20 protein-coding genes and 1 tRNA gene are annotated in these 20,395 nt (G+C 73.2%); 12 read left to right on the top strand and 9 right to left on the bottom strand.

Features of this window, described 5'->3' with window-relative positions; translation table 11 throughout:
* The first annotated feature begins 101 nt into the window (after positions 1-101).
* On the top strand, positions 102-803 hold the full coding sequence (locus tag ACIQR3_RS35940) for a FadR/GntR family transcriptional regulator (RefSeq protein WP_403545472.1): 702 nt from the start codon (positions 102-104) through the stop codon (positions 801-803).
* An 8-nt stretch (positions 804-811) separates the two neighbouring features.
* Here ACIQR3_RS35940 and ACIQR3_RS35935 read toward each other — a convergent pair whose 3' ends face one another.
* Together ACIQR3_RS35935 and ACIQR3_RS35930 are read right to left on the bottom strand one after the other, a co-directional pair.
* Complete coding sequence (locus ACIQR3_RS35935) at positions 812-1,186, bottom strand: YchJ family protein (protein WP_403545471.1); 375 nt, start codon at positions 1,184-1,186, stop codon at positions 812-814.
* 103 nt (positions 1,187-1,289) lie between these two features.
* Positions 1,290-1,377, bottom strand: a tRNA-Leu gene (locus ACIQR3_RS35930).
* A 186-nt stretch (positions 1,378-1,563) separates the two neighbouring features.
* Between ACIQR3_RS35930 and ACIQR3_RS35925 the strand changes: the two genes are divergently transcribed.
* From ACIQR3_RS35925 to ACIQR3_RS35915, 3 genes are all read left to right on the top strand, one after another.
* A complete protein-coding gene (locus ACIQR3_RS35925) occupies positions 1,564-2,889 on the top strand; it encodes a M20/M25/M40 family metallo-hydrolase (RefSeq protein ID WP_403545470.1) in 1,326 nt (441 codons plus the stop codon).
* Between the two features lie 197 nt (positions 2,890-3,086).
* Positions 3,087-3,320 (top strand): chaplin ChpH, encoded by a 234-nt coding sequence (chpH, locus tag ACIQR3_RS35920; protein ID WP_403545469.1) that lies wholly within the window; start codon positions 3,087-3,089, stop codon positions 3,318-3,320.
* Between the two features lie 213 nt (positions 3,321-3,533).
* Positions 3,534-4,355 (top strand): chaplin, encoded by an 822-nt coding sequence (locus tag ACIQR3_RS35915; RefSeq protein ID WP_403545467.1) that lies wholly within the window; start codon positions 3,534-3,536, stop codon positions 4,353-4,355.
* 82 nt (positions 4,356-4,437) lie between these two features.
* Here ACIQR3_RS35915 and ACIQR3_RS35910 read toward each other — a convergent pair whose 3' ends face one another.
* Positions 4,438-4,626 carry a DUF5703 family protein gene (locus ACIQR3_RS35910; RefSeq protein WP_215173731.1) on the bottom strand — a complete coding sequence of 63 codons (189 nt, stop codon included), beginning with the start codon at positions 4,624-4,626 and terminating at the stop codon, positions 4,438-4,440.
* Positions 4,627-4,673: 47 nt separating this feature from the next.
* Between ACIQR3_RS35910 and ACIQR3_RS35905 the strand changes: the two genes are divergently transcribed.
* The gene (locus tag ACIQR3_RS35905) at positions 4,674-5,435 is read left to right on the top strand and encodes a hypothetical protein (protein WP_403545465.1); all 762 of its coding nucleotides are present in this window, start codon (positions 4,674-4,676) and stop codon (positions 5,433-5,435) included.
* A gap of 91 nt (positions 5,436-5,526) precedes the next feature.
* On the opposite strand, the gene ACIQR3_RS35900 is transcribed toward ACIQR3_RS35905, so the two are convergent.
* Together ACIQR3_RS35900 and ACIQR3_RS35895 are read right to left on the bottom strand one after the other, a co-directional pair.
* Complete coding sequence (locus ACIQR3_RS35900; RefSeq protein WP_403545463.1) at positions 5,527-8,001, bottom strand: helix-hairpin-helix domain-containing protein; 2,475 nt, start codon at positions 7,999-8,001, stop codon at positions 5,527-5,529.
* Positions 7,998-8,984, bottom strand: a complete 987-nt coding sequence (locus ACIQR3_RS35895; RefSeq protein WP_403545462.1) for an aldo/keto reductase — start codon at positions 8,982-8,984, stop codon at positions 7,998-8,000. The genes ACIQR3_RS35900 and ACIQR3_RS35895 overlap by 4 nt, the downstream gene beginning before the upstream one ends.
* 112 nt (positions 8,985-9,096) lie before the next feature.
* Here ACIQR3_RS35895 and ACIQR3_RS35890 point away from each other — a divergent pair, with 112 nt between their 5' ends.
* Both ACIQR3_RS35890 and ACIQR3_RS35885 read left to right on the top strand, forming a co-directional pair.
* Positions 9,097-10,152, top strand: coding sequence for an LLM class F420-dependent oxidoreductase (locus ACIQR3_RS35890; protein ID WP_403545460.1), 1,056 nt, complete (start codon positions 9,097-9,099; stop codon positions 10,150-10,152).
* A 220-nt stretch (positions 10,153-10,372) separates the two neighbouring features.
* Positions 10,373-11,164: a ferritin-like domain-containing protein gene (locus tag ACIQR3_RS35885; protein WP_403545458.1), complete on the top strand. Its 792-nt coding sequence runs from the start codon at positions 10,373-10,375 to the stop codon at positions 11,162-11,164.
* Between the two features lie 13 nt (positions 11,165-11,177).
* Here ACIQR3_RS35885 and corA read toward each other — a convergent pair whose 3' ends face one another.
* Positions 11,178-12,170, bottom strand: coding sequence for a magnesium/cobalt transporter CorA (gene corA / locus ACIQR3_RS35880; RefSeq protein WP_403545456.1), 993 nt, complete (start codon positions 12,168-12,170; stop codon positions 11,178-11,180).
* A gap of 61 nt (positions 12,171-12,231) precedes the next feature.
* On the opposite strand from corA, the gene ACIQR3_RS35875 reads away from it, so the two are divergent.
* The 5 genes from ACIQR3_RS35875 (at position 12,232) to ACIQR3_RS35855 (ending at position 16,789) form a co-directional block, all read left to right on the top strand.
* Entirely contained in the window at positions 12,232-12,918 is a 687-nt protein-coding gene (locus ACIQR3_RS35875; RefSeq protein WP_403545455.1) for a histidine phosphatase family protein, read from the top strand.
* A gap of 67 nt (positions 12,919-12,985) precedes the next feature.
* Positions 12,986-13,576, top strand: coding sequence for a DUF3090 domain-containing protein (locus tag ACIQR3_RS35870; RefSeq protein ID WP_215173717.1), 591 nt, complete (start codon positions 12,986-12,988; stop codon positions 13,574-13,576).
* On the top strand, positions 13,540-14,382 hold the full coding sequence (locus ACIQR3_RS35865; RefSeq protein WP_403545453.1) for an SCO1664 family protein: 843 nt from the start codon (positions 13,540-13,542) through the stop codon (positions 14,380-14,382). The genes ACIQR3_RS35870 and ACIQR3_RS35865 overlap by 37 nt, the downstream gene beginning before the upstream one ends.
* A 96-nt stretch (positions 14,383-14,478) precedes the next feature.
* A complete protein-coding gene (gene mshC, locus ACIQR3_RS35860) occupies positions 14,479-15,708 on the top strand; it encodes a cysteine--1-D-myo-inosityl 2-amino-2-deoxy-alpha-D-glucopyranoside ligase (protein ID WP_403545451.1) in 1,230 nt (409 codons plus the stop codon).
* A gap of 130 nt (positions 15,709-15,838) precedes the next feature.
* A complete protein-coding gene (locus ACIQR3_RS35855) occupies positions 15,839-16,789 on the top strand; it encodes an SMP-30/gluconolactonase/LRE family protein (RefSeq protein WP_403545449.1) in 951 nt (316 codons plus the stop codon).
* A gap of 99 nt (positions 16,790-16,888) precedes the next feature.
* Here ACIQR3_RS35855 and ACIQR3_RS35850 read toward each other — a convergent pair whose 3' ends face one another.
* The 3 genes from ACIQR3_RS35850 to ACIQR3_RS35840 form a co-directional block, all read right to left on the bottom strand.
* Entirely contained in the window at positions 16,889-17,881 is a 993-nt protein-coding gene (locus ACIQR3_RS35850; protein ID WP_403545447.1) for a PAC2 family protein, read from the bottom strand.
* Between the two features lie 135 nt (positions 17,882-18,016).
* Complete coding sequence (locus ACIQR3_RS35845) at positions 18,017-18,688, bottom strand: FadR/GntR family transcriptional regulator (protein ID WP_215173710.1); 672 nt, start codon at positions 18,686-18,688, stop codon at positions 18,017-18,019.
* A gap of 90 nt (positions 18,689-18,778) precedes the next feature.
* Positions 18,779-20,395, bottom strand: a complete 1,617-nt coding sequence (locus ACIQR3_RS35840) for an FAD-dependent oxidoreductase (RefSeq protein WP_403545446.1) — start codon at positions 20,393-20,395, stop codon at positions 18,779-18,781.

The raw sequence follows: 20,395 nt of genomic DNA, 5'->3' as shown, positions 1-20,395 counted from the left end.
ATGTCGACGCAACTGAAACCCATTAGGTACGACGAATTCAAGAGTCTGTGACATATAAGTCTGACTTTTTGTCGGTGTGATCCGGCACGTACGCTGAGTGCATGAGCACACCGGGCCGGGGTCTGCACGGCCATGTACTGGACACCCTCGGCCCCGCCATCACCGCCGGCGACTACCCTCCGGGCAGTGTCCTGCGCACCGACGAACTGGCGCAGCGCTTCGACGTCTCACGCTCCGTGATGCGCGAGGCGGTACGGGTCCTGGAGTCCATGCACCTCGTGGAGTCCCGCCGCCGCGTCGGCGTGACCGTCCTGCCCGAGCGCGAGTGGAACGTCTACGACCCCCAGGTCATCCGCTGGCGCCTGGCGGGCGCCGACCGGCCCCGGCAGCTGCGCTCGCTCACCGTCCTGCGCTCGGCGGTGGAGCCGGTGGCCGCGGGCCTCGCCGCGCGCAACGCCACGACGGCCCAGTGCGCGGAACTCACCGAGTGCGCCCTCGGCATGGTCGCCAACTCCAGCGGCCACCGGCTGGAGCAGTACCTCTTCCACGACGTGGCCTTCCACCGCGTGATCCTCAACGCCTCGGGCAACGAGATGTTCGCCCGGCTCGGCGACGTCGTCGCCGAGGTCCTCTCGGGCCGCACCCACCACGCCGTGATGTTCGAGGACCCCGACCCGGCCGCCGTCACCCTCCACGTCCGCCTCGCGGAGGCCGTGCGCGAGCGCGACGCCGAGCGCGCGGAGGCGCTCACCCGCGAGATCACGGTCGGCGCCCTCCAGGAACTGGACATCCTCGCGCCGTAGCGCGGCCCTCAGTCCAGGAACTCCCCGTCGACGTACACCCACGCCCCGTCGACCCGCTGGAAGCGGCTGCGCTCGTGCAGCGAGCCGCCCCGGTAGGACGCCCGGAACGTCACCGTGCCGGTGGAGTGGAAGGCGGAACCGTCCGTGGTCTCCAGGATCTCCAGCCCGGTCCACCGCATCCCCGGATCGAGGTCGAGCCGGGCCGGGCGGGTGCGCGGGTGCCAGGTGCGCAGCAGATAGCCCGCGTCCAGCCGCGTGAAGGCGCTGTAGCGCGAGCGCATCAGGGCCTCGGCGGTCGGCGCGGCGGCGGCCCCCGCGTGGAACCGGCCGCAGCACGTCTCGTACGCCTCGGGCAGCCCGCAGGGGCAGGTACGGGTGGTCATGACGGCCATTGTGCCGGGTCGCCGTTCCGCGCAGGGGAGCGTCCCCGCCCCCTGGCGGTGAACGGGGAAAAGCAGAAGACCCCTGGCGAGCAGGGGTCTCATCTGGTGTCCGAGGGGGGACTTGAACCCCCACGCCCGATAAAGGGCACTAGCACCTCAAGCTAGCGCGTCTGCCATTCCGCCACCCGGACAAGGTGTCTGTCGTGCGGGGCGTTTCCCGCGGCGACGACGTAAACATTACCAGGCTTCCCGGGGTGCCCGATCACCCCCGCCCTCGCGTGAACGGCGTGTGACGGGCCGGGACCGGTCTTGGGCGTCACCCGCCGGGGGGAGGAGGATGAGGGGGACCCACCAGCAGTGACAGCGGGAGGAAGCACGTGAGCGACTCGGGCACGACCGGAAGCGTCACCGGCGAGGACGAGGTCGTCGACCTCTGCCGCGACCTGATCCGGATCGACACCAGCAACTACGGCGACCACTCGGGGCCGGGCGAGCGCAAGGCGGCCGAGTACGTCGCGGAGAAGCTCGCCGAAGTGGGACTCGAACCGAAGATCTTCGAGTCCCACCCCGGACGCGCCTCCACCGTGGCCCGGATCGAGGGCGAGGACCCGTCCAGGCCCGCGCTGCTCATCCACGGCCACACCGACGTCGTCCCGGCCAACGCCGACGACTGGACCCACGGCCCCTTCTCCGGCGAGATCGCGGACGGGTGCGTGTGGGGCCGCGGCGCCGTCGACATGAAGGACATGGACGCGATGACCCTGGCGGTCGTCCGCGACCGGCTGCGCAGCGGACGCAAGCCGCCGCGCGACATCGTCCTGGCCTTCCTCGCCGACGAGGAGGCGGGCGGCACGTACGGCGCCCGGTACCTCGTCGACCACCACCCGGACCTCTTCGAGGGCGTCACCGAGGCCATCAGCGAGGTCGGCGGCTTCTCCTTCACGGTGAGCGAGCAGCGCCGGCTCTACCTGATCCAGACGGCCGAGAAGGGCATGCACTGGATGAAGCTGACGGTGGCCGGCACCGCCGGGCACGGCTCGATGATCCACCGGGACAACGCCATCACCGAGCTGTCCGAGGCCGTCGCGCGCCTGGGACGGCACCAGTTCCCCATCCGGGTCACCAAGACGACCCGGGCCTTCCTCGACGAACTCGGCGACGCGATGGGTGTCGAACTCGACGCGGAGGACATGGAGGGCACCCTCGCCAAGCTCGGCGGCATCGCCAAGCTCATCGGCGCGACCCTGCGCAACACCGCCAACCCCACGCAGCTGGGGGCCGGTTACAAGGTCAACGTCATCCCCGGCGAGGCCACCGCGCACGTCGACGGACGGTTCCTGCCCGGTCACGAGGAGGAGTTCCTCGCCGACCTCGACCGCATCCTCGGCCCGAAGGTGCGGCGCGAGGACGTCCACTCCGACAAGGCCGTCGAGACCACCTTCGACGGGGCGTTGGTGGCCGCGATGCAGTCCGCGCTGGTCGCGGAGGACCCGGCCGCGAAGGCCATCCCCTACATGCTCTCCGGCGGCACGGACGCCAAGTCCTTCGACGACCTCGGCATCCGGGGCTTCGGCTTCGCCCCGCTGAAGCTGCCGCCGGAGCTGGACTTCGCCGGGATGTTCCACGGCGTCGACGAGCGGGTGCCGGTGGACGGCCTGAAGTTCGGGGTGCGGGTGCTGGACCGCTTCATCGACGCGTCCTGAAGGTGACGTCTCCTGAGGGTCCGAGGGTGATGCGTCCCGAATTGGGCTGCTGAAACGACACTCCGTTAATCGGCCGGGTGTGCGGAGCCCGACCGGGAAGGGTGATTGCGACCATAAGCTCGTAGCCCGATTACTCCCTCCTCGTTACTGGTCATGTGATCCGCAATTTGGATCGCGCTTGCCAACTAGGAGGAATAATGATCAAGAAGGTCGTCGCCGCTGCCGCTGCCACCGGTGGACTGGTTATGGCGGGTGCGGGTCTGGCCGTCGCCGACTCCGGCGCCCAGGGTGCCGCCGCGCACTCCCCGGGTGTGCTCTCCGGCAACGTCGTCCAGGCGCCGATTCACGTTCCCGTGAACGTCTGCGGCAACACGATCAACGTGATCGGCCTGCTGAACCCCGCCTTCGGCAACACCTGCGTCAACAAGTGACGTTGCGCCTCGCCCGGTAAGGGCTTGAGCCCGTCGGCCCCGGAGCGCATGCCGTGTGCTCCGGGGCCGACCGGCCTTTCGGAACGCGGAACGCGGAACGTGAACCGCAGAACGCGAATCGCGGAACGTGAACCGCAGGACGCGGAATGTGGACCGCGGAACGTGTAACAACGTCGAACGTCGGCACAAGGTCGAAGGCAGGGAATTCAGCACATGCGACAGGTCACCCGCAAGGGCCTGATGACGATGGCGGCGGCCACCGGCGTGCTCGCCGCCGCGGGCGGCACCGCCCACGCGACGGGCTCCGGCGCCCAGGGCGCCGCCTCGGGGTCGCCGGGCGTGCTCAGCGGCAACTTGGTGCAGGCGCCGGTACACGCGCCGGTGAACATCTGCGGCAACACGGTCACCGTCATCGGCGGCCTCAACGCGGCGGTGGGCAACGCGTGCGCCAACGGCGATTCCGGCGGACACTCCGGTGAGCACTCCGGCGGGGCGTCCGGCGGCCACGGGTCGCACGGCGGCGGCGCGGACGCCGGCGGTCACGCCACCGACTCGCCCGGCGTCGGCTCCGGCAACCACGTCCAGGCGCCGGTCCACGTGCCGGTGAACGTCTGCGGCAACAGCGTGAGCGTCATCGGCGTCGCCAACCCGGCCACCGGCAACGGCTGCGGTCAGGAGGGCGGCGGGCACCCCACCGACCCGCCGGGCGGCGGCACGGAGACGCCTCCCGGCAAGCCGGGTGACCCGGGCGACCCCGGCGACCCCGGCAGCCCCGAGGAGCCGGGCGACCCCGGGGAACCCGGTGACCCGGGCCGGCCCGGTGAGCCCGGCGACCCGGGCGACCCGGGCGAGCCGAGCACCCCGCCCGTCCGGAGCGGCGGTACGCCGGACGGTCCGTCGGTCACCCAGCCCGCCCCCGAGGCGCAGCTCGCGGCCACCGGCAGCGACCTGCCGCTGGGCCTCGCCCTGCCGATGGGCGCGGGCGTACTGCTCACGGGCGCGGTGCTGTACCGCAAGGCGCGCGCCTCGGTGTGACGCTCCCCACGGTGGAGACGGAGCGGGCCCCGCCGCACCGGCGGGGCCCGCTCCGTTTCCACCGCCACCGGCCTGCCGCGCCTCACCAAGTGGCGCGCATCTGTCGGATGATCCGACGACGCAGCCGCACCCTGCGGCTGCCGTCGCGCAGCAGGCTCAGGCGGTACAACTCCCAGTGTCCGTACTCGGCGTGGTCCGTCAGCAGACGTGCCGTCTCCTTGCGGGAGACCCCGCGCGGTACGTACACGTCGACAAATTCGTATTCCGGCATCGCATCTATTGTGCGGGCTGGGGCCCGGTACGGATAGCGTCTGCTGTATGTCTGATGCTGTGCAGCCCACCGCTGCCGAGGTACGCGCCGCCGCCGAGGCGGTCAAGACCGCGCTCGACCGTCACCTGGCCGCGGTCGAACGACGGTCGGGTGACGACGACCCGGCCGTCTACGAGGCGTTCAACCAGGTGGCAGCCGCCGCCGAGGCGTATGACGAGCTGCTCTACGACCGGTACGACGAGGTCACTCCCTTCGAGATCCCCGCGGCGGAGGACGCGCTGCCGCCGTACACGGGCCCCGAGGAACCGAACGCGGTGAGCGTGCTGATCCGCCGTGACTACGCCGTGGCGGAGCCGCAGCGGCTGCTGGCACAGGCCCGGCGGGTCGAGGAGGCGGACGGCGAACGCGGCCCGGGCAACGGCGCCTCCGGCACGGTGCACGGAGCGCTGGGGCTCCTCTTCGGAGAGTTCGAACCCGACGAGGTCGCCTCCCGGCACAAGGAGTTCGGTCTGGAGGAGGGCGACTCCACGCTCTGGGTCACAGCCGCGGACGAACCCGCCGAGGCCGGCGAGTGGCTGGAGGCACCGTTCGAACACGTCGACCCACAGCGGGTGGTGTGCCGGTTCGACGTCAGCTCGGTCTTCGACGACGAGCCCGATGACGATCTCGACGACGACTTCGACCCGGAGGAACTGGACGAGGACGGCGTCGTCGGAGTCGACGAGGACGAGGAACTGGACGACGACGGGGAACTGGACGACGACGAGGACGATCAGGACTTGGAGCCGCTGGACGCGGACCGTCGCTGAGCCGGCCGTACGGCGGTGGCCCCGGGAGCTGTCGTCCCGGGGCCACCGCCGTTCCCGTCCCTGCCGGGCGGCTGCCGTCCCCGCCGCGCGGTCAGTCCGTCGCCGGCTGCCGCGGAGCGAGCAGTACCGGCAGCCGGGTCGTCCGGGGCGCCGCCGGGACCTCGGCCACGGCCCGGGGGAGCGCCTGGTCCACTCCGTGGACGACGGACAGATGACGCCCGGCCCGGCCGAACGCCGTGTACACCCAGGGGCGGCTGAGCGCCTGCGCGGCGTCACCGGGCAGGACCACCACCACCGCGGGCCACCGCCCGCCCGCCGCCTGGTGCGCGGTCAGCGCCCACCCGTGCCGTACCCGGCTCTCCACCCACTCTCTGGGTACGACCACGGTCTCGCCCGCGCAGGACAGGCGCAGTCCGTCGGCGTCGGCGTCGACCACGCGGCCCGGCAGCGTACGGCCGGGCACGGGCGTGTAGGCGACCCGGTCGCCCGGGTCGAAGCCGCCGAAGCGGCCCGGGCCCGGGTTGAGCCGCTCCTTCAGCGCCGCGTTGAGCGCACGGGTGCCGGCCGGTCCGCCGTGCCCCGGCGTGATCACCTGGGTCTCCTCGGCGGGCACGCCGATCGCCCGTGGCACGGAGTCCGAGACCAGCTGCACGGTGCGGTGCACGGCCTCGCCCGGGTCCCGCACCGGCACGATCACGACCTCCTTGCCCGGCGCCCGGACCTGCTGCAGCTCACCGATGCCGATGCCGGAGACCAGCTCGCCCAGCGGGCCGGGGTCCGGCCGCCGGGAGGCGATCTGCGGGCAGACCCGTGCCGCCAGCAGGTCGGCGAAGACCCGCCCCGGGCCCGCGGACCACAGCACGGCGGGGTCGCCGGCCAGCACCAGCCGCGCCCCGTCCGGCAGGGACTCGGTGAGCAGGGCGGCCGACTCCACGTCCATCTGCGGGGCGTCGAACACGATCAGCAGGTCCAGGTCGAGAGCGCCTTCCGCGTCCCGGCCGGGCCCCTCGGTCCCGGCCAGCAGACCGGCGACGGTCGCGACCGGCGCGGACGCGTCCGCCGCGAGCAGGGCGAGGAAGCGGTCGCGGCCGGACGGGCTGGGCGTGGCGGCCCAGGCGCGCAGACCGAGTCCGTGCGCCGCGCGCAGCAGGGCCGCCGGTTCGGCCAGGGAGGCCTCGCCACCGGTGTGCAGGACCAGCCCGTGGCTCCCGGTCGCGCGGATCAGCTCGGCCGCCGCGCCCTGCGCCGCGGCGGCGGCCCGCTCCCAGCCCTCCGGGGAAGCGCCCTCCTTCGGGACCGAGCCGGCCAGCCGGGCCAGACCGTCGGCGAGGCTCTCCTCGGCGAGCGCGTACCGCTCCAGGCCGATCAGCACCCGGACCGGACGCTCCTCGTCCTCGTCCCCGCCTTCCTCGCCCCCGGCCGGTGCGGGAGCCGGGGCACCGGTCTCCTCCAGGGCGTCCTGGAAGGCCAGGGCCTCGCCCTCGGCGAGCGTGCCCTGTACGGCGGCGTCCGGGTCCGGCACGCCCCGCTGGGCGAGCGCCGCGGTCAGCCTGGGCAGCTCCAGTGCCGTGTGCCCGGCGAGCGCCGCCTGCTCCAGGAGCCAGACGGTGACCGCCCGGCCGCGCCGCTCGTCGTCCGGGCGGCACTCGGCACCGAGCAGCGCCCGCGCGAAGCCGTCGGCCTGCTCCGGCCGCACCCCGGCGATCCGCAGCAACTGCCAGGGGTCCGCGCGCAGGGCGTGGTCCGCGTCCTCGCCGAGGAGCGTGGCGGTCGGCGCGGCGAGTGTCTCGGGGGCGCCGCCCCGGGCCAGTACCTGGCGCACGGCCTGGACCGCTTCCGGCGCGGGCGGCGGGACCGCGCCGGGTGCCCGGTCCGGCACCGGCTGGGGGCGGCGTACCGGCTCGGCCTCGGGCGACGGGCGGCGCGGTGCGGGTTCCGGGTCGGCGAAGACCGTCGCCACCGGCTTCGCGCCGCTCTCCACGGCCCGGACGGCGGCGAGCAGGTCGGCCGCCGTGCCGCTGAGCTTGGCCCCGGCGGCCACCGGTCCCTTCCGCTCCGCCTTCCGCCGCTCGATCCGCTCCCGCTCGATCCGCTGGGCGGCCAGCTCGGCCTCGGCCTCGGACAACTCCTTGGCCGCGCCCGCAGCGCCGCCGTCCGCAGCGCCGCCGTCCGCAGCGCCGCCGTCCGCAGCGCCGCTGCCCTCGGTCCCGCTGCCCCCGGCCCCGCCGTCCCCGGTCGGTGCCTCGTCCCCGGCCGCCGTCGGCCCAGCGCCCTCCGCAGCACCCCCAGCGTCCCCGCCCGGCCCCTCCGGAGCGCCCTCGCCCCCGTCGGCCGGAGCGCCCCCGCCCCCGTCGGCCGGAGCGTCCCCGCCCTCGTCGGCCGGAGCGTCCCCGCCCTCGTCGGCCGGAGCGCCCCCGCCCCCGTCGGCCGGAGCGCCCTCGCCCCCGTCGGAGTCGCCCCCCGCCGCCGAGGTGGCGTCGTCCTCCTCCACGGCGCCCGGCGCCGTCGGTGCGGCGTCGTCCACGGCGTCCCCGGTGTTCTCGGCCGGCTCGGGCTCCGTGCTCACAGCGTGCTCCAGTCGTGATCGGGATAGCGGTGCACAGGCTCCGACACGTCGTCGAGCGCCCGGCAGATCTCGTCAGGAAGACTAAGCGCCTCCACTGACAACGCCGCCGTGAGCTGCTGCGCGGTGCGCGCGCCCACGATCGGCGCGGCCACCCCGGGCCGGTCCCGCACCCAGGCCAGGGCCACCTGGAGCGGCGTCACCGCGAGCCCGTCCGCCGCCGTGGCCACCGCGTCCACGATCCGCGCGGCCGTGTCGTCGAGGTAGGGCGCGACGAACGGCGCCATGTGCTCCGAGGCGCCGCGCGAGTCGCCCGGCGTCGTGCCGCCCCGGTACTTCCCGGTGAGCACCCCGCGCCCGAGCGGCGAGGAGGGCAGCAGCCCGATCCCCAGGTCGAGGGCGGCCGGCAGCACCTCCCGCTCGATGCCGCGCTGGACCAGCGAGTACTCCAGCTGCGTACTGGCCAGCCGGTTGCGCATCCCCGGCGCCGCCAGCTGCCAGGTCGCCGCCTTCGCCAGCTGCCAGCCGCAGAAGTTGGCGACCCCGGCGTAGCGGGCGCGTCCGCTGCTCACCGCCAGGTCGAGGGCGTGCAGCGTCTCCTCCAGCGGGGTGTACGGGTCGTAGGCGTGCACGTGCCACACGTCGACGTGGTCCGTGCCGAGCCGGGAGAGCGAGGCGTCCAGCGCGGAGAGCAGGTGCCCGCGCGAGCCGTCGAAGCGGCGGTCGGGGTCGGGAACGCTGCCCGCCTTGGTGGAGATCACCAGGTCCCGGCGCGGCACCAGGCCCTCCATCAGCCGGCCCAGCAGGTACTCGGCCTCCCCGTCCCCGTAGACGTCGGCGGTGTCGACCAGTGTCCCGCCCGCTTCCCAGAACGTTTTCAGGCACTCCGCCGCGTCGTGCTCGTCCGTGTCCCGGCCCCAGGTCAGGGTCCCCAGTCCGATGCGGGACACGCGCAGGCCGGTGCGGCCGAGATGCCTCTGCTCCATGAACGCCGAGATTACTGGCCACGGCTTCGCCTGTGGGGGCCTGTGGACAACCGGATCCGCCCGCTAAGGTCGGTGCACCAGGGACGTTACTGATCGGTAAGGGGAATGGGTCATGCAGCTCGGGATCAACCTCGGTTACTGGGGCGCCGGAATGGACGGGGACAATCTGGCCGTCGCCCAGGAGGCCGACCGCCTCGGGTACGCCGTCTGCTGGGCCGCCGAGGCCTACGGCTCCGACGCCGCCACGGTGCTCACCTGGGTCGCCGCGCGGACCGAGCGCATCGACGTCGGCTCGGCCATCTTCCAGATCCCGGCCCGCCAGCCGGCGATGACCGCGATGACCGCCGCCACCCTCGACTCCCTCTCCGGCGGCCGTTTCCGCCTGGGCCTCGGGGTCTCCGGCCCGCAGGTCTCCGAGGGCTGGTACGGCGTGAAGTTCGACAAGCCGCTGGCCCGGACCCGCGAGTACGTCGAGATCGTCCGCAAGGCCATGTCCCGCGAGCGCCTGACCCACGACGGCGAGCACTGGACCCTCCCGCTGCCCGGCGGCCCCGGCAAGCCGATCAAGCTCACGGTCCACCCCCAGCGCGAGCACATCCCGCTCTACATCGCCGCGATCGGCCCGAAGAACCTGGAGCAGACCGGCGAGATCGCCGACGGCGCCCTGCTGATCTTCCCGTCCGCCGAGCACCTGGAGGAGACCGCGATCCGGCACCTGCGCGCCGGACGCGAGAAGGCGGGCAAGCCGCTCGACGGCTTCGACGTCTGCCCGACCGTCCCGCTCGCCGTCGGTGACGACAAGGACGTCACCGCGCTCGCCGACACCTTCCGCCCGTACACCGCGCTGTACGTCGGCGGCATGGGCAGCCGCAAGCAGAACTTCTACAACCAGCTCGCCCGGCGCATGGGGTACGAGAAGGAGGCCGCCGAGATCCAGGACAAGTACCTCGACGGCGACAAGCAGGGCGCCGCGGCCGCCGTACCGCACGACCTGATCGACAAGACGACATTGCTGGGCTCCGTCGACCGGATCGCCGACCGGATGCGGGCCTACGCGGCGGCCGGCGTCACCACCCTGACCCTGGCCCCGGCGGGCTTCACCCTGGAGGAGCGGCTCGCCTCGCTGCGGGCCGGCACGGAGGCACTCGAACGCGCCGGGCTCGCCTGAAAGGGGGAAGTCTCACGGCCGTGGTGGGGGCTCGGGGGGTCTTCCCCGCCACGGCCGTCACGGGGAACAACGCCGCCACGCGCGCGTGGTTACGCCCGCTCATGGGCCCGCCTGTCCTTCGTTCGGCTGAGTTGTCCGACACACCTGTTGCCGTCCCTTACGTCCCGCACTTGACTCGACAGGTGCGCGGACCCTTGCAGAGGCGGAGAGGTGACCGGTGATGCTGTCGGCCAGGAGTCTGTTCCAGGAGATCCTCGACAACGACGAGTCGTTCCGGCTGTTCTGCTCCATCGCGGCCAGCGGTGAGTCGCAGGGCGGCTGGGAGAACGCGCGGATCGCCGCGCTGGTACCGGAGAGCGAGCGCGCCCTCGCCCCCAAGATCACCCGGCACGGGGCGGACGAGGACAAGCACGGCCGCATCTTCGGCGCGCTGCTGAGGAAGCGCGGCCTGGAGCCCGTACCCGTCCCTCCGGAGACCGACTACACCGTGCTCCTGGAGAAGCGCGGCATCGGTCTCGCCCACGAGAAGCTCAAGGCCGACCAGCCGCTCACCGTGGACGACATCATCACGTACCTGGCGCACAGCAGGGTCACCGAGCAGCGGGCCGCCGACCAGATGCGCATGCTCCGCAAGTACTTCGCCTCCCACCCGGACATCGGCAACGCGGTCCGCATGATCTCGGGCGACGAGGACAACCACCTCGCCTACTCCCACGAGGAACTGCTCCGCTTCGCCGCCGCCGGACACGGCCGGCTGATCCAGCGCACCCTGCGCGCGTGCGCGCTCGCCGAGATCGAGGTCTACCGGGACGTCAGCCTCGCGGTGATGGCGCACATGGGCCGCGTTCTCGGCTGGCCCCGCGCCAAGGCGGCGGCGCTCGCGGCGGGCATCCGCGCGGTGTACGCCTACGAGCGGCTCGGCGGCTGGCGCCGCATGGTGACCCTCCAGATGCCCGAACGCCGCGACGCCCTCGGCGGTCCGGCGACCCCGGCGGCCCCCGAACCCGCCTGACCGGGACGGACGGCTACAGCCAGCCCCTGCGCTTGAACATCCGGTACAGCAGCACCTCCAGGGCGGCCATCAGGACGATCACGGCCGGGTACGCCCACACCCAGTGCAGCTCGGGCATGTGCTCGAAGTTCATGCCGTAGACCCCGGCGATCATGGTGGGGACCGCCGCCATGGCCGCCCACGCGGAGATCTTCCGCATGTCGTCGTTCTGCCGGACGCTCATCTGCGCCAGGTGCGCCGACAGGATGTCCGAGACCAGCCGGTCCAGGCCCTCCACGGAGTCGTTCACGCGCGTGATGTGGTCGTGCACGTCCCGGAAGAACGGGCGCGCGTGGTCGTTCACGAAGGGCACGGCCCCGCCGAACGCGCCGGTGCCGGCCAGCCGGGCCAGCGGCGGCACCAGCGGTCCGGTCGCCCGGCGGAACTCCAGCACCTGCCGCTTGAAGGTGTAGATCCGCGAGGCCGTGTTCCGCGAGCCGCCGTCCGGGGAGAACACGTCCGCCTCCAGCTCCTCCAGGTCGGTCTGCAGCTCGGTGGCCACCTCCAGGTAGTGGTCGACGGCGGCGTCGGCGATCGCGTACAGCACCGAGGTCGGGCCCTTGCCGAGCAGTTCCGGCTCGTGTTCCAGCCGCTGCCGCACCGCCTTGAGCGCGGCGCCCTCGCCGTGCCGGACCACCACCACGAAGGCGTCCCCGAGGAAGATCATGACCTCGCCGGAGGAGACGGTGTCGCTCTCCGGCTCGTAGACCACCGGTTTGACGACCACGAACAGCGAGTCGTCGTACACCTCCAGCTTGGGCCGCTGGTGCGCCTTCAGGGCGTCCTCCACGGCCAGCGGATGCAGCCCGAACTCCTGGGTGACGTGCTCGAACTCCTCCTCGGTCGGCTCGTGCAGCCCGATCCACACGAAACCGCCCGCGGACCGCGCCTGATCCAGCGCGTCGGAGAAGTCCTCCGGGCCCGCGGTGCGGTGTCCGTCCCGGTAGATGGCGCAGTCGACGATCACCGAACCCATTCTCCCCTCGCCCGGACGCCGGTGCCCGGTGCTGTACGCCTACCCTTGGCGCATGCCCACGCTGATCCTGGTCAGGCACGGACGTTCCACCGCCAACACCGAGGGGCTGCTCGCCGGCTGGACGCCCGGCGTCGCCCTCGACGAACGCGGTGCCGCCCAGGCCGCCGCCCTGCCCGCGCGGCTCGCCGCACTGCCGATAGCCGAGGTCGTCGCCAGCCCCCTGCAACGCTGCCAGGAGACGATCCGGCCGCTGCTGGACGCCCGGCCCGAGCTGCGCGCCCACACCGACGAGCGGATCGGGGAGTGCCACTACGGCGACTGGTCCGGCCGCAAGCTCGCCGAGCTGAAGGACGAACCGCTGATGGAGGTCGTGCAGGCGCACCCCTCCGCGGCGGCCTTCCCCGGCGGCGAGTCCATGCGCGCCATGCAGACCCGCGCCGCCGAGGCGGTACGCGAGTGGAACGCGCGCGTGGAGCGCGACCACGGTGCCGAGGCCGTCTACCTCATGTGCTCCCACGGCGACATCATCAAGTCGCTCGTCGCGGACGCGCTCGGCCTCCACCTCGACCTCTTCCAGCGCATCCACGTCGACCCGTGCTCCGTCACGGCGATCCGCTACACCCGGCTGCGGCCCTTCCTGGTCCGCCTCGGCGACACCGGCGACCTCACCTCGCTGGCTCCCCCCGAGCAGCCGCCGGGCGACGACGCGACCGTCGGGGGCGGTGCGGGCGCACCGTGATCGTCGGCCGCAGTAGGGTGAAGCGGTCCCAGCAGTAGCCACCCCCGACTTCCCATGGAGACAGGACGTGTCCCGTCAGGTGTTCCTCTACGACCAGCCGGACCGCTTCGTGGCCGGCACGGTCGGACTGCCCGGGCGCCGTACGTTCTTCCTCCAGGCCACCGCCGGCCCCCGGGTGACCAGCGTGGCCCTGGAGAAGACACAGGTCGCCGCGCTCGCCGAACGCATGGACGAGCTGCTCGACGAGGTCGTCCGCCGCAGCGGCGGCAGCGCCGCCGTCCCCGCCATGGCTCCCACCGAGCCCGCCGACACCGCCCCGCTGGACGCCCCCGTGGAGGAGGAGTTCCGGGTCGGCACCATGGCGCTGGCCTGGGACGGCGACGAACAGCGCATGATCGTCGAGGCGCAGGCCCTGGTGGAGCTGGACGCCGACTCCGAGGAGGACCTCGCCGAGGCCGAGGAGCGGCTCCTCCAGGACGAGGAGAACGGCCCCCCGATGCTGCGGGTCCGGCTCACCGGCGCGCAGGCCCGGGCCTTCGCCAAGCGCGCCCTCGACGTCGTCAACGCGGGCCGGCCGCCGTGCCCGCTGTGCAGCCTCCCGCTCGACCCGGAAGGACACGTATGTCCGCGCCAGAACGGATACCGCCGCGGGGCGTGACACCGCACGCACCCCTCGCCGGCGGGTCCCTCGCCGCCCTGCTCACCCAGGGCGAGCTGACCGTCCGCGGCCGGATCCGCGACGCCTCCAACGCGGCGCTGTACTGCACGGTCTCCCACCAGGGCCACGAGGCCGCCTGCGTGTACAAGCCGGTGGCCGGTGAACGGCCGCTGTGGGACTTCCCCGACGGGACCCTCGCCCAGCGGGAGGTCGCCGCGTACGAGGTCTCCGAGGCGACCGGCTGGGGCCTGGTCCCGGTGACGGTGCTGCGCGACGGGCCGTACGGCGAGGGCATGGTCCAGCAGTGGATCGAGGTCACCCCCGAGGCCGAGCTGTTCGCCCTGGTCGACGGCGAGGAGCCGGAGCCCGGCTGGAAGGCGATCGGCTTCGCCGAGGTCGGGGAGGGGAGGACCGCGCTCCTGGTGCACGCCGACGACGCGCGGCTGCGGCGCCTCGCGGTACTCGACGCGGTGATCAACAACGCCGACCGCAAGGGCGGCCACCTGCTGCCCGCCGACGGCCGGCTCTACGGCATCGACCACGGCGTCACCTTCCACGCCGAGGACAAGCTGCGCACGCTGCTGTGGGGCTGGGCGGGGGAACCGCTCACCGCGGAGGCCCTGGAGGTGCTCGGGTCCCTGCGGGAGGCACTGAAGGACGGCGGGAACCTGGCCACCCGACTGGGCGAGCTGATCACACCGGCCGAGACCGAGGCCACGCGCGCGCGTGTCGACGCGCTGCTGGCCTCCGGGACCCATCCGGAGCCGGGCGGCGAGTGGCCGGCCATCCCCTGGCCGCAGGTCTGATCAGCACATTCCGGGGAGATCGGCAAGAACGCCTAACCGGTCATCCTGCCGCCGTCCGGTTCGTGTACGGAACATCCGTCCGGTTACGCTCGTGTCATGCATGCCTGGCCCGCTTCCGAGGTCCCCGCCCTGCCTGGTCAGGGCCGCGACCTGAGGATTCACGACACCGCGACCGGCGGCCCGGTCTCCCTCGACCCCGGTCCCGTCGCCCGTATCTACGTCTGCGGCATCACGCCGTACGACGCGACCCACATGGGGCACGCGGCGACGTACAACGCGTTCGACCTCGTACAGCGCGTGTGGCTCGACACCAAGCGCCAGGTCCACTACGTCCAGAACGTCACCGACGTGGACGACCCCCTCCTGGAGCGGGCCGTCCGGGACGGCGTCGACTGGGCCGCCCTCGCCGAGCAGGAGACCGCCCTGTTCCGCGAGGACATGACGGCGCTGCGGATGCTCCCGCCGAAGCACTACATAGGCGCCGTGGAGGCCATACCGGGCATCGTCCCGCTCGTCGAGCGGCTCCGCGACGCGGGCGCCGCCTACGAGCTCGAAGGCGACGTCTACTTCTCCGTCGAGTCCGACCCCCATTTCGGCCAGGTCTCCCGCCTGGACGCCGAGGCGATGCGGCTGCTCTCCGCCGAGCGCGGCGGCGACCCGGACCGGCCGGGCAAGAAGAACCCGCTCGACCCGATGCTGTGGATGGCGGCCCGCGAGGGCGAGCCCAGCTGGGACGGCGGGTCGCTCGGCCGCGGCCGGCCCGGCTGGCACATCGAGTGCGTCGCCATCGCCCTGGACCACCTCGGCATGGGCTTCGACGTCCAGGGCGGCGGCTCCGACCTCGCCTTCCCGCACCACGAGATGGGCGCCTCGCACGCCCAGGTGCTCACCGGCGAGTTCCCGATGGCCAAGGCGTACGTCCACGCCGGCATGGTCGGCCTGGACGGCGAGAAGATGTCCAAGTCCAAGGGCAACCTGGTCTTCGTCTCCCAGCTGCGCCGCGACGGCGTCGACCCGGCCGCCATCCGCCTCACGCTGCTCGCCCACCACTACCGCTCCGACTGGGAGTGGACCGACCAGGTGCTGCGGGACGCCCAGGACCGTCTGGAGCGCTGGCGGGCCGCCGTCTCCCGGCCCGACGGCCCGCCCGCCGAGGCGCTGGTCGAGGAGATGCGCGAGGCCCTCGCGAACGACCTGGACGCCCCGGCCGCGCTCGCCGCGGTCGACCGCTGGGCCGCCCTCCAGCAGGAGTCGGGCGGCACGGACACCGGCGCCCCCGGCGTCGTCTCCCGCGCGGTGGACGCGCTGCTGGGCGTCGCCCTGTAGCGCCCTCGGCGAAGTGACAGGAGGGCTTCGGCGGTCACCCGCTGCGGAAGCCCTCCGTCGTGTGCTGGGCTGTGCTCCTCTGCCCGTGGCCGGCCGCACGGCGGCCGGCCCTCTCGCGGAAGGACGCACCGTGGCACCCACCGAACGCTCCTTCGCACGTCGCACCCTGCTCGCCGGCGCCGCCGCCCTCACCGGCGCGGCCCTGCCGGCCGGCACCGCCCACGCGGCCGGCCCGGCCCCCTGGCCCCGGCGGTTCCCGCTGCCCGACGGCTTCCGCCCCGAGGGCATCACCATCGGCCGCGCCCCGTACGCCTACTTCGGCTCCCTCGCCAACGGCGACATCCACCGGGCGAGCCTGGCCACCGGACGCGGCGCGGTCGTCGCCCGGGGACTGGGCGCGGGCCACCCCAGCGTCGGGCTGCGCGTCGACCGGCGCGGCAGACTCTTCGTCGCCGGCGGGGAGAGCGGCGAGATACGCGTCGTCGACGCCCGTACCGGCGAGACGGAACAGGTGTACGCGACCGGCACCACCTTCGTGAACGACGTGGTGCTGACCCCGGACGCCGCCTGGTTCACCGACTCCTTCGCGCCGGTGCTCCACCGGGTCGCCCTCGACCGGCACGGCCGGCCCGGCGCGCTGCGGACCGTCCCCCTCGGCGGGGACTGGGAGCAGGGTCCGGACTTCACCGCCAACGGCATCGAGCGCACCCCCGACGGCAGCGCGCTGCTGCTGGTCAACGCCTTCGCCAACGGCGGCGGCCTGATGCGGGTCGACCCGCGCACCGGCGTCGCCCGCGCCGTCGCCCTCGGCCCCGCCCGGCTCCCGAACGGGGACGGCCTGCTGTTGCTCGGCCGGACCCTCTACGCCGTCCAGCAGTGGCAGAACGCCGTCGACGTGTTCCGGCTGGACGCGGCCGGGACCCGGGGCACCGTGGTCGCCCGCGTCACCGACCCGCGGTTCCGCATCCCGACGACGGCCGCCGCCTGGGGCGACCGCCTCTACCTGCCCAACGCGCGCTTCGACGTCGACCCGCCGCGGCCCGACACCGAGTACGACGTGGTGGCGGTGGACCAGGTCTGAGATCCAGGGGGAGCGGACCAGGTCTGAGCTCCGGGGGGGGCGGACCAGGTCTGAGATCCGGGGAGCGCCGCGCCCCGTCACTCCTCTGTCACTCCTCTGTCACTCCTCCGAGGAATCCTCGTCGTCGCCGCCGGCCTTCGGCGGCTTCGGCGGCCGCGGACGCCCGCCGGGGCCGTCCCGCCCGTCCCGCAGGAACGGCGGGCCGGGCGGTGCCTCGCCGCCGTCCGCCGTCGCGTGGCCGCCCGGTCCGCCGCCGTCCCGGCGCCGCAGGTACCGCTCGAACTCGCGGGCGATCGCCTCGCCCGACGCCTCCGGCAGCTCCGCGGTGTCCCGGGCCTCCTCCAGCGTCTGGACGTACTCCGCGACCTCGCTGTCCTCGGCGGCCAGCTGGTCCACGCCCACCTGCCAGGCCCGCGCGTCCTCGGCCAGCTCGCCCAGCGGGATGCGTACGCCGATCAGGTCCTCCAGCCGGTTCAGCAGAGCCAGCGTGGCCTTGGGGTTGGGCGGCTGCGACACGTAGTGCGGCACCGCCGCCCACAGCGACACGGCCGGCACGCCCGCGTGCGTGCACGCCTCCTGGAGGATGCCGACGATGCCCGTGGGCCCCTCGTACTTGGTCTCCTCCAGGTCCATGCGGCGGGCCAGGTCGGCGTCGGACGTGGTGCCGCTGATCGGGACCGGACGGGTGTGCGGGGTGTCGCCCAGCAGGGCGCCCAGGATGACCACCAGTTCGACGCCCAGCTCATGGGCGAAGCCCAGCAGCTCGTTGCAGAACGAGCGCCAGCGCATGGACGGTTCGATGCCGCGGACCAGGACCAGGTCACGCGGCTTGTCACCGCCGACCCGGACCACGGACAGCCGCGTCGTCGGCCAGGTGATCTTGCGGACCCCGGCCTCCATGAACACCGTGGGCCGGTTCACCTGGAAGTCGTAGTAGTCCTCGGCGTCCAGCGCCGCGAAGACCTCGCCCTTCCATTCCCGGTCCAGATGCGCGACCGCGGTGGAGGCGGCGTCGCCGGCGTCGTTCCAGCCCTCGAACGCGGCCACCATGACCGGGTCGATCAGCTCGGGAACCCCCTCGAGCTCGATCACCCAGCGCCTCCTTCCGACGTGCCCTCGCTTAACGACCCAACCTTACGGCGTGCGGCGGGGGCGTCCGCAGCCCCCTTGCACGGGGGAGTGAACGGATCACTGCCCCGTTCCCCGCGGTCGAACACCCGGCACGGATCACAGGGTGGAACGCAGCCACTGCTCCACCGACGCGATGTGCACGGTCGCCCAGGAACGGGCCGCCTCCGCGTCCCGGTCGCGCAGCGCGGCCAGGATCGCGCGGTGTTCGCGCAGGGTGCGGCCGACCGCGTCCTCCTGGGTCAGACCGCGCCAGATCCGGGCCCGGGTGGTGGGCCCGGACAGTCCGTCGAGCAGCGAGCACAGCACCGAGTTGCCGGAGCCCCGCACGATGCCCCGGTGGAACTCCAGATCGCTCGCGACCAGCCGCTCCACCGAGGGGTCGTCGCCGAGCGCGTCCAACTGGGCGTCCAGCGCGTCCAGTTCCGCGTCGCTGATCGAGGCCGCCGCCAGCGCGGTCGCGGCCGGCTCCAGGATGCGGCGTACGGCGAGGAACTCCAGCACCGTGTCGTCGCGGTGGAAGTCGACGACGAAGCTCAGCGCCTCCAGCAGGAGTTGCGGGTCCAGGCTGGTGACATAGGTGCCGTCGCCCTGCCGCACGTCCAGGATGCGGATCAGGGACAGGGCGCGGACGGCCTCGCGCAGCGAGTTGCGGGACAGGCCCAGTTCGTCGGCGAGCCGGCTCTCCTTGGGCAGCCGGTCGCCGGGGCGCAGCGCGCCGGAGACGATCATGTCCTTGATCTTCTCGATCGCCTCGTCGGTGACTGCCACCCTCGGCCTCCCAGCCTCGTACGGGATGCCGCTGAGACATCCGATGTATCAGGCCATTATGGGGTGGCCGAGGGTGCCGTCGCGTACGTCCTACTTCTTGTCGAGCAGGTCCTGCACCTTGCCGCGCACCTCGTCCGTGGCCAGGCCGCGGATGGTCAGCGTGGTCCGGCGGCGCAGCACGTCGTCCGGGGTCTCGGCCCACTCGTGGTCGCGGGCCCAGACGACCTGCGCCCAGATCTCCGGCGCGTCGGGGTGGACCCGCTCGGCCAGCTCCGGGTTCTCGTTGGCGAGCCGGGCGATGTCCAGGGCCAGCGAACCGTAGTGCGTCGCCAGGTGCTTGGCGGTGTCGGCCGCCATCCGCGGGCCGGGGGCCGGACGGTCCACCAGCAGCCGGTGGGCGATGGCCCGGGGGTTGGCGACGCCGGGCAGCGGCAGCTTCTTCGGCAGGGAGGAGACCGGCTCGAAGTCGTCGCCGAGCGGGTGGCCCGGCAGCGCCTGGAGCTTCTGCATCACGGTGCGGCCGATGTGGCGGAAGGTGGTCCACTTGCCGCCCGCGACCGACAGCATGCCGCCCCGGCCCTCGGTGACGACCGTCTCGCGCTTGGCCTTCGCCGTGCTCCCGGGCCCGCCCGGCAGGACGCGCAGCCCCGCGAAGGCATACGTGATGAGGTCGCGGTCGAGCTGCTGGTCCCGGACGGAGAACGCGGCCTCGTCCAGGATCTGGGCTATGTCCTTGTCGTTGACGGCGACGTCCGCCGGGTCGCCCTCGTACTCCTCGTCGGTGGTGCCCAGCAGCAGCATGTCCTCCCAGGGGAGGGCGAAGGTGATGCGGTACTTGTCGATCGGGGTGGCCAGCGCGGCCTTCCAGTGCGAGGTGCGCTTCAGGACCAGGTGCGCGCCCTTGGACAGCCGGATGGACGGCGCCGCGTTCGGGTCCTCCAGCTTGCGCAGGTGGTCGACCCAGGGGCCGGTCGCGTTGAGCACCAGGCGGGCGTCGACGCCGAACTCCTCGCCGGTCAGCCGGTCCTTCAGCTCGGCGCCGGTGACCCGGCCCTTGGTGAAGCGAAGCCCGGTGACCTCGGCGTGGTTGAGGACCACGGCGCCGGCGTCGACGGCCGCGCGGACCGTCATCAGCGCCATCCGCGCGTCGTTCATCTGGTCGTCGCCGTAGACGGCCACGGCCTTGAGGTTCTCGGTGCGCAGCTCGGGCACGTCCTGCTGGGCCTTGGCGGGGGAGAGCAGGTGGCCGACGCCGTCGCCGAACGCGGAGAGCGCCGAGTACGCGAAGACACCGGCCCCGAGCTTGGCCGCGCCGTGCGGCCCGCCCTTGTACACGGGGAGGTAGAAGGTGAGCGGGTTGGCCAGGTGCGGGGCGACCTGGCGGGAGACCGCACGGCGCTCGAAGTGGTTCTCCGCCACCAGCTTCACCGCGCCGGTCTGCAGGTAGCGCAGACCGCCGTGGAGCAGCTTGGAGGAGGCGGAGGAGGTGGCGCCGGCGAAGTCACCGGCGTCGACCAGAGCCACCCTGAGGCCGGACTGCGCGGCGTGCCAGGCGGTGGAGATGCCGAGGATGCCGCCGCCGATGACGAGAAGGTCGTACGACGCCTGGGAGAGCTGCTCCCGGGTCTCGGCCCGGCTCGGGTTCGAGCCGGAGGCCGGGTGCGTGCCCAGGGCAGGTACGGACTGCAGGGTGGACTGGGTGGTCAT

It is taken from the genome of Streptomyces sp. NPDC090994, from assembly GCF_044768905.1.
In the GTDB taxonomy this organism is placed as follows: Bacteria; Actinomycetota; Actinomycetes; order Streptomycetales; family Streptomycetaceae; genus Streptomyces.
This window is presented reverse-complemented; position numbering and strand designations above follow the sequence as displayed.